This window comes from Alkalibacterium sp. 20, from assembly GCF_001885615.1.
GTDB lineage: Bacteria > Bacillota > Bacilli > Lactobacillales > Carnobacteriaceae_A > Alkalibacterium.
This window is the reverse complement of sequence record NZ_LSRN01000025.1, coordinates 33,667-42,768: the sequence shown is the minus strand read 5'-3', so window position 1 is coordinate 42,768 and position 9,102 is coordinate 33,667. Positions and strand designations below refer to the sequence as shown.

Here is a 9,102-nt window from a genome sequence, read left to right as displayed (position 1 = left end):
AAATAAATCAAAGACTATCTAATTCAATAGGAGTGTGAATTATGGAACTAAACATGCAAAATCAGATGAATGATAAGCCTGAAAAATATGAAGAAAAAAGAATTTATACAGATATGTGTTTAAGTCTCGAATACGTTCAATTATACGAGAAAAAAGAAAAGGGTGAAGCAAAGACTTTTCACTTTAGAAGTGAGTATGGTGAGATTGAACATTCATATATAAAAAGAGAGATTCCAATCCAACTTAATGGTAAAACATATTATGATATAACGAGTGCCTATGGATACGGAGGACCAATCATCAGAGAAGCAAATAATCCCGAAAAATTATTTGAACAATATAATGCTGCTTTTGCTGAAGAGTGTTCAAAAAATCAAATTGTGAGTGCTTTTTATCGATTCCACGTTATTGAGAGTAAAGAAGCTACCGAATATTTTGATGGAAAACTAGAATTTATCGGTCCAAATGTCGTGAGAGATTTATCTGCTCCATTAGATCAAAACATGCACAAATCAGTGAGGACAAGTGTCAGACATGCAAAAAGCAATGGATTATCTGCTGAATTTCATACTTCAGATGAGGCGTTATCTGAATTTATAAGAATATATACAGAAACAATGAAGAGGAATGATGCATCAGACTATTATTATTTTAATTCCTCATTTTTCCATGAATTACAACAAAAACTAAAAGGGCATTATGTATTCTCGCAGGCAATTTTAGAGGGAAAAGTTATCTCGTCATTTTTAACACTGATCGGTTCAAAATATGGATTCGGATTTTTAGGTGGAACATCATCAGAGTATTTATCCTATGGTACAAGTACGTTTCTAGAATATGAAACAATGAACTGGTTAAAAAATAATGGACTTCAATACTATATAATCGGCGGAGGAATGAAAGGGGAAGATAATCTGTTTCGCTTCAAGAAGAAATTTGATAAAGAAGGAATCTATCCTTTCTACGTTGGTAAAAAAATCTATGATAAAAATATTTATGATCAATTGTTAGAAAGCCGAAGACAAGAAGTGATTATTTCTCCTGATGAATCTTTTTTCCCTTTATATCGCACAAAATAGATTCGTGGTATTGACTTGTATGTTATTAAAAGAAGCATTGAAGCAGTGAGTAATAATCAAAATAAACACAATAATGGAAATAGAGTGACATATGCTACTGTGTATTTCATTTTAGATTATGCTAGACAAAGATATAAAAACAAACGTTTCGCTGCTGATTTTAATAAGTATTAATGAATCGCACTTTTACCGCATAGGAGGAATAATTGATGAAAATTGTGTTTATTCGTTCCAACCCAATATCTCCAGATTCCAGGGTAGAAAAAGAAGTCAATTCTTTAATACAAAACGGGCATCACGTGCAAATCATTGCTTGGGATCGAGAGTATAGTTATAAAGAAAGAAAAACAACATTAGTTTTGAAAAATACTGCATGTAAAATCACTCATTTTGGTATTCATGCAAGTTTTGGAGGCGGATTCAAAAAAAACATTAAGGCGTTACTGCTTTTTCAACTGGCCATACGTAAATGGCTGATCAAAAATCAATTTGAGTATGATGTCATTCATGCATGCGATTTTGATACAGCTTTTGTAGCTGGTAAAGTCGCTCGAAAGCTTCAAAAGGAAATGGTCTACGATATTTTCGACTATTATGTAGATTCATTTACCGTTCCTCAAAAATTAAGAAAAATAATAGAAAAAGCAGATATAAAAACAATCAATCAATCTTCTCATACCATTATTTGCACCGAACAAAGAAAAAATCAAATTGCTTTATCCAAGCCGAAAAAGTTAACAATCATTCATAACACACCATATGATCTTCCTTTGGGTGTCAATTCTTTCATGGTTGACAAAGAAAAACTGTCGATTGCCTATATAGGCATATTTCAAGAGGGAAGAATGATCAAAGAATTAGTCGATGTCGTATCAGAAAATAATGAGTTGGAACTTCATATTGGTGGCTTTGGACAGTTAGGAAACTATATAAATGATATGAGTCAGCGCTACATTAACATACATTTTTATGGGAAACTGCCATATGATAAAACATTACAACTTGAGAAGAGCTGCGATATTATTACTGCCCTTTACGATCCTTCGGTGCCTAACCATGTATATGCTGCACCAAATAAATTTTATGAAGCTTTAATGCTGGGGAAACCGTTAATCATGGCTAGAAATACTGGATTAGATTCAATTGTTTCAGCAGAACAGTTTGGCAAAGTAATTGATTTCAATAAAGACGATCTGCAAACTGCTTTAAAGCAACTGGCCAATGAAAAACAGTCATTTTCGGAGATATCCAAGAAAATGAAACAGTATTACAAAACTAAATTTTCATGGGAAGAGATGGAAAGACGGTTGCTATCAATATATAAGAGTATGGAGGAAGACAATGAAAAAAATTATGGTAGTCTTTGGAACGAGACCAGAAGCAATAAAAATGTGCCCGTTAGTAAACGTTCTTCTATCTAAAAAAGAGTTCGTTACTAAAGTATGCGTGACCGGTCAGCATAAAGAGATGCTGGAACAGGTTTTAGACACGTTTAATGTGAAACCGGATTATGACTTGTCAATCATGAAAAGCAACCAAACATTATTTGATATAACCATCACAATACTTGAAAAGATTAAAAACGTACTCGATATTGAGAAACCAGATTTAGTGTTAGTTCATGGAGACACATCCACAACTTTTGTTACAGCTTTAGCCTGTTATTACTTAAAAATACCTGTTGGTCATGTAGAAGCTGGACTTAGAACATACAACATCAATTCACCCTATCCTGAAGAATTTAATCGTCAGGCAGTCGGAATAATTGCTAATTATCATTTTGCTCCGACTAAAAGAGCCAAAGTTAATTTAATCAATGAAGGTAAAGATCCAATTTCAATTTTCATAACCGGTAATACAGCAATTGATGCATTAAGAACGACTGTATACCCAGATTACAGACACGATCAGTTAGATTGGGCAGAGGACTCAAGACTCATAATGGTGACCGCTCATCGTAGAGAGAACATTGGCGAGCCGCTCCGAAACATTTTTAAAGCAATTAAACGTATCGTAGACGATATTCCCGACACCAAAGTGATTTACCCGGTTCATCTAAATCCATTAGTACGCGAGATAGCGAATGAGGTGATTGGAAATCATAAAAGAATCCGATTAATTGAACCCCTCACAGTCGTCGATTTTCATAACTTTTTAGCTAAAGCTTACATTATTCTCACTGACAGTGGAGGCATTCAAGAAGAAGCGCCATCGTTAGGCAAACCTGTCCTGGTTTTGAGAGATACGACTGAACGACCTGAAGGAATTAAAGCAGGGACCTTGAAAATGGTCGGAACTAATGAAGAAGAAATTTATAGAGAATGTAGAATACTTTTAACGGATACAAACCAGTATCTTAAAATGAGTAAAGCTTCAAATCCTTATGGTGATGGTTATGCAAGCGACCGCATAGCAGATATTATTCAAACAGGCAGGAGGTGGGAATGGAATGAAAATTCTATTAGTCGGTCAAAATTTACAGATAGGGGGCGTACAAACAGCGCTCGTCAATCTCGTGAAGACTTTAATTAATAGGGAAGAATTTGAATTGGACGTGTTCCTGTTTGGCGAAGGCGAACTTGTCAAGGAAGTGTCAAATTTAGCTCGTTTATATCAGGGAAGCAAAGCACTGAGATTAGTTGCTACACCTTTTCGAGAGGTTTTGAAAAGCAAAAAAAAGATGGACATCATTTATCGCATATTATTAATGATAATGGTTAGATTGATGGGATCGACTCGCTTTTATAACTGGTTATTCAAAAAGCAGAAAGTATTAGGTCCTTATGATATTGCCATATCCTATTTCAACGACGTGCCTCATTCTCACTTCAATCAGGGGACCAATCAATATGTTCTGGATTATGTAGAGTCTCCTGCCAAACTAGCATGGATTCATACCGATCCAATTGAAGCAGGATTTGAAAAAGAAACGAGCAGGAAATTATACGAAGGATTTACTGCACTTATTTGTGTTTCCAATGCTTGTGCCGAGAAATTTAAAGAATTTTTACCAGAATTCTCTCATAAAATCAAAACGGTATATAATCTTTTTCCTATTGAAGAAATTCAAGAAAAAGCAGAATTGAAACAGAATATTGAAATTAATCCATCTTTCTTAACGTTTGTTACTGTAACAAGAGTTGAGAACGGTTCAAAAAATTTAAGAAGAATTTCAGAAGTATGCCGGATGCTCGAAAAAGAAAGTTTGAAAAATTATAAGTGGATAATTGTAGGGGATGGTCCTGACTTAGAAAAAAATCGTAAAGAAATCAATGAAGCTGGTTTGACAAATCGAGTGGACTATATAGGATCACGAGCTAATCCTTATCCATATATTGCTGAAAGTGACTTGTTCATTCTAACCTCCAACTATGAAGGGTTTCCAATGGTAATACAAGAAGCATTTATATTAGGCGTTCCAGTATTAACTACACCTTATGCAGCTGTAAAAGAACAAGTAAAACATGGCGTAAACGGGATAGTTACTGAAATGAATGTGGAAAGCATCTTCACTCATTTAAAAAAAATATTGGAAAAGCCGAACTCCTTAGATGAGTTGAAAGCTAATATTCAATCCAGTCCTGTATCCAATCAATTAGCGACAGATCAGTTATTTAATATTCTGAAAAATTAAAGTATTTAGAATATGGGGAGGTGAAAAGTTTGAAACTGACCAAACAAAAATATTCTCTGAACTTAAGTACCGGTATATGTCTATTCGGGAGTTTACTCGTCATATTGAAAATGATGACAGGGAGCCAAATATTCTTAATACTATTTTTAATACTGGTATCAATAGGGATCATCAATGATAAAATCGAAAACAAGATTTTATATATCCTGTATTTTGTTCCTTGGGCCTATGTAATCAAATTTTATTTTAACCAGATGTCATTGATTACAGTACTGTCCGCATTATACTGTGTTGTTGTTGCTGTTTATATTCTCTTGTATAAAACTCGGATTTCAATCTTTTATATCATCACGATTGTTAGTGTCTTTATCTATAGTTTCTTTTCATTATTGATCAACAGTAGTGCATCGACTGTCAGCATTCTAAGTTTCCTGTTAAATTTTGTTGTTATCTATTTTGCAACATTATTTGTACTTGATAAAAAGGTTATTCCTCACTATATCCTGTTTCATGCATTGGGTCTAACTGTGTCAGGTGGAGTGAGTTTTTTGGGTAACAGTATTCCTGCTATTGAAAATTACATCACGAGTTTTACTGTTCTTCATACGATGAATACAACGGATAATTTATACACGCGCTTTACCGGTTTGGATATGGATCCAAATTATTTCTCTATTCAAGTATTAATTGCAATCGCATGTTTATTAATCATAGTATTTTCGAATCAAGTAAAATTGACTAATAATCAAAAAGTCTTATCTTACATCTATATATTTATCCTCTCTATTATGGGACTTCTCACCTTTTCAAAAATGTTCATCATTAGTTTTGCTGTATTGATAATAAGCGTTCTAATTATATTGTTAAAAGATAACATAAAACAAGGATTGTATTATTTACTCTCATTCTCCAGCGTCTTAGGACTGACTACTTATATTTTTTATGACTTTTTTTATCAAGCTTACTTTTTCAGGTTTTTTTCTGAAGGGAATAATGCTAGTTCAATAACGTCAGGAAGAAGTGCTATATGGTTAAGTTATTACTATGAAATAACGAGTAATCCTCAAATACTATTTATTGGAGATGGAATCTCCGATCATTTTTTCAATGATAAACTTTCTCACAATATGTATCTCATAGCATGGTATTATCTTGGCATTGTCGGATTACTTGTATTTATGATTTTGTTTATTGCTTTGTATATCCAATTAAAAAACAACCTTAATGTAAAATCCTCATTCTCTATACTCAGTCTCTCAAGCATTCCACTTTTCATCATTGTGTTTGCTAATTTTTCTCTTGATTCATTTGTTATGGATTACTTTGGTGTACATGTGTTTTTAGTTATCCTAACACTTGTCCTAGGCGTGAATGATAGTCCGGAACTATTAGCAAAAGCACCTATAAAATTAATTGCCGAGAGTAGTTAAGTTACAAAATAAAAAAATAGAATGGATGGTTTATATGGAAGTCATGGTTAGTATATGCTGCGCAACATTTAATCAAGAAAAATACATTTCCAGAGCTTTAGAAAGTTTTACTGCTCAAGATACCAATTTTGCTTACGAGATATTAATACACGATGATGCTTCAACAGATAAAACAGCTGAAGCTATCAATGAGTATAAAAAAGCCTATCCGAATATAATAAAACCAGTTTATCAGAAGGTCAATCAATATTCTCAGGGTGTATCTGTCGTTGATGAGTTTTTGATTCCAAAAGCTGAGGGGAAATACATTGCGGAGTGTGAAGGAGATGATTTTTGGACAGATTCATCAAAGCTACAAAGACAATTTGACTTTATGGAAACTCATCCTGATTGTAGTTTGTCAATGCATGGCGCAATGCGTGTAAAAGCCTCAGACGAAAAAGAGGTTGAACCTTTAATAGCTGCTTCAACTAGTCGCTATTTTTCAACAGATGAAATTATTGAAAAGGACAATGTTTTCAGCACAAACTCTATGTTTTACTTGAAAAAACACGTCCTGAATGTTCCAGAATTTATATATGATGCTCCAGTAGGTGACTATCCATTAACTATATGGTTATCATTAAAAGGCGATGTTTATTACTTTGAGGATATTATGTCAGCGTACAGAGTATTAGTTGAAAATTCCTGGACACACAATTTGATGAAAACGCCAGAATCGTTGAAGGATCATTTCAGTAAAATGGAAAGCTGGCTTTATAAATTAAATGTTTATACAGAATACAAATATATTGAGGTAATTAATAAACAAATATTGAAAAATAGATTTAACCTAAATAGAGCACTATATGACTTGAAAGGAGTAAAAACAGAAGAATTAAAATTTTTTTACAAGAAATTAAGTATCGTAGAAAAAGCAAAATTAAATATAGGCTATTATATCCCTGCGTCACTAAAGGTTAGCCAATTCATTAGACAAAACAAAATTGGGTAATTAAATCCTGAGAGTAGTCAAAAGTAGGAGGGGAAGAAGATGAAAGAGAGTATAGATTTTTTCAAATTTGTAAGTATTATTAGAAAAAAATGGATATGGATTGTACTCGCATCTTTACTTGGATTGTTGGTCAGCTATGGTGTAACTAACTATGTACTTTCTCCTCAGTATGCATCAGTAACTCGAATGATCGTTTCGCGTAATTATGTAGGAGAAGAGAGCGTCGAATTGGGAGATATTCAAACAAATATTCAACTAATTAATACTTATCGTGATATTATCAATGATCCAGTTGTTTTAGATGAAGTAATAGAAAATTTATCTTTTGATATTAGTGAGAATAAATTAAGAAATAATATTACGATTCAAATTAATAATGACTCCCAAATATTTGGTATAAGTGTTTTAGGAGATTCACCTGAACAAGCAGCAGAAACGACTAATTTGATTGCTGAAACTTTTCAACAAAATGTTGGAACCATATTAAACGTAGAAAATGTCTCTATCCTCTCACCAGCACGTCCTGATATTAATCCAGTATCACCGAGAGTGCTTATAAATATCGTATTCGGCACTTTTCTCGGTTTTTTATCAGGAATAGTTATTTCGTTAACTATTTATGTAAAGGATAAAAAAGTATACGATGAAGAAACAGTTTCTGAACTGCTTGGATGGAATAATTTAGGATTTATAACTGAAATTAATTACAAGGAATTCAAGAGCATGCAGAAAGAAATGCCTCAAGAAATTCCAAAAGAAAAAATTGAAAAGGATTCTAATAAAGAAGAATCTATACAAAAAAAGACAGCTTATAAGGAGGATGCGAGTCGTGTATAATAAGAGAGAAGAAATTTATAACGATGTTGATTTAGTTACTATTAATTCACCACATTCTATTATATCTGAAGAGTTTCGTACCTTGCGCACGAATATTCAATTTTCAATGTTTGATCGGTCTTTCAAAACAATCCTTATCACGTCTTCAGTGTCTAGTGAAGGAAAATCAACAATCGCTGCTAATCTAGCAGTTATTTTTTCAACACAGGGAAAAAAAGTATTACTGGTAGATGCTGATTTAAGAAGACCAAGTTTACATCGGAAATTTGGTCTTCCAAATAATAGAGGTTTAACCTCATTTTTAATTGGATCTGAACCGTCCCTTTCACTAATACTTGATAAACCATATAAAGAGAATTTACATGTATTGACTAGCGGTTTAGTTCCGCCTAACCCCTCCGAATTGTTAGCTTCTCAAAGGATGACCGATTTTATAGAAACAACAAAAGAACATTTTGATATCATCATTTTCGATGCCCCCCCAGTAATCGCTGTTACAGATGCTCAAATATTAGCAAGTAAAATTGACGGAACGGTATTTGTTGTAAGAAATGGATTGGCAGAAAGACATAAATTAATAAAAGCTAAAGAACAGCTTAAAAAAGTAAATGCTAATGTTATCGGTACGGTATTTAACGAAAAGAAAAAAATCAAAAGTAATGATTATGGATATTATAGAACTAATGAATAGTCTTAAATCATGCTTTATTTATAAAGTATGATTAGATTATATAGAGCTGAAACGAAAATCTATCGAGAAATAATAGTAATTCTAAATTTTATCGGTAGAAAATAGTGTTTTTTATTTATTAATAGACGACATTAAAGTACTAAATCGGATCGTTGATAAACATCTGTATTAATAGCAAAATAGTCGTTTGAACTTCAATCATCACTAAGAGCCATAAATTCACAGAATGAAGTGTCCTATCTTCTATGATTATTTAAATAATAAAACATTTTGTAATGCACCGTACGAGGGAAATCAGTAGTCTTTTGATTTTTTTAATAAACATTGAATACGCTCCCTGTTAAAATAATATAACAAAACACACGTCTATTAATTTATTAATAGACGTGTGTTTTTGTTTGCTGACAGTCACATTTCTTATCTTTTGCTTTTAACCG

Annotated in this window: 8 protein-coding genes; all 8 read left to right on the top strand. The window is 32.7% G+C overall.

Translation table 11 applies throughout. The features are described 5' to 3' along the window. Positions 1–53 precede the first annotated feature (53 nt). The 8 genes from AX762_RS04965 (at position 54) to AX762_RS04930 (ending at position 8,665) form a co-directional block, all read left to right on the top strand. On the top strand, positions 54–1,079 hold the full coding sequence (locus AX762_RS04965; RefSeq protein ID WP_177244037.1) for a GNAT family N-acetyltransferase: 1,026 nt from the start codon (positions 54–56) through the stop codon (positions 1,077–1,079). A gap of 209 nt (positions 1,080–1,288) precedes the next feature. After that, entirely contained in the window at positions 1,289–2,500 is a 1,212-nt protein-coding gene (locus tag AX762_RS04960) for a glycosyltransferase (protein ID WP_071848053.1), read from the top strand. Beyond that, positions 2,421–3,611: a non-hydrolyzing UDP-N-acetylglucosamine 2-epimerase gene (gene wecB / locus AX762_RS04955; protein ID WP_083432810.1), complete on the top strand. Its 1,191-nt coding sequence runs from the start codon at positions 2,421–2,423 to the stop codon at positions 3,609–3,611. Before AX762_RS04960 ends, wecB begins: the two co-directional genes overlap by 80 nt. Further along, entirely contained in the window at positions 3,529–4,713 is a 1,185-nt protein-coding gene (locus AX762_RS04950; protein ID WP_071848052.1) for a glycosyltransferase, read from the top strand. Before wecB ends, AX762_RS04950 begins: the two co-directional genes overlap by 83 nt. A gap of 29 nt (positions 4,714–4,742) precedes the next feature. Next, positions 4,743–6,143 (top strand): hypothetical protein, encoded by a 1,401-nt coding sequence (locus AX762_RS04945; protein WP_071848051.1) that lies wholly within the window; start codon positions 4,743–4,745, stop codon positions 6,141–6,143. 34 nt (positions 6,144–6,177) lie between these two features. Continuing rightward, complete coding sequence (locus AX762_RS04940; protein WP_071848050.1) at positions 6,178–7,137, top strand: glycosyltransferase; 960 nt, start codon at positions 6,178–6,180, stop codon at positions 7,135–7,137. 39 nt (positions 7,138–7,176) lie between these two features. Beyond that, positions 7,177–7,974 carry a YveK family protein gene (locus tag AX762_RS04935; protein WP_071848049.1) on the top strand — a complete coding sequence of 266 codons (798 nt, stop codon included), beginning with the start codon at positions 7,177–7,179 and terminating at the stop codon, positions 7,972–7,974. Beyond that, positions 7,967–8,665, top strand: a complete 699-nt coding sequence (locus tag AX762_RS04930) for a CpsD/CapB family tyrosine-protein kinase (RefSeq protein ID WP_083432808.1) — start codon at positions 7,967–7,969, stop codon at positions 8,663–8,665. Before AX762_RS04935 ends, AX762_RS04930 begins: the two co-directional genes overlap by 8 nt. Positions 8,666–9,102 lie beyond the last annotated feature (437 nt).